Annotated in this window: 1 protein-coding gene; it reads right to left on the bottom strand. The window is 36.0% G+C overall.

Annotated elements, in window-relative coordinates:
• On the bottom strand, positions 1 to 333 hold a 333-nt coding region (locus tag A9E74_RS14455; RefSeq protein WP_218104341.1), incomplete at both ends, for a hypothetical protein.

The following is a 333-nucleotide window of genomic DNA, read 5'->3' as shown; positions in this document are numbered from 1 at the left end:
CCATCAGACCACGTCTCTTTATATTGTAATCCCCAGCCCTTTCGATTAGTTGTTTAGGCTTGGTTTTTTGCTTTCTTTTATCGTTGAGATAAGACTGATAAATGCTCTCTAACTTTGACTCAAGATTACAAACAAATTTTTGATAGCTTTCATCTCCAATCATACTAGATGGGACAGTTTGCAAAACAAGATTTCTAGACCAGTTATCGTAGAGGAAACCTGTCTTTAAAAAAGCTTTCATCAACACTAAAGCATTTTCAAAATCATCGTAATTTCGCTCATGTAAAAAATCATCTTGAAATGCGGGGCGGTCGAATGACTTTCTCAAAGCAG

Origin of the sequence: Methylophaga muralis (assembly GCF_001720165.1) — a bacterium.
GTDB classification, from domain to species: Bacteria; Pseudomonadota; Gammaproteobacteria; order Nitrosococcales; family Methylophagaceae; genus Methylophaga; species Methylophaga muralis.
The sequence above is the reverse complement of the archived record's forward strand: the minus strand, read 5'-3'. Positions and strand labels throughout refer to the sequence as shown.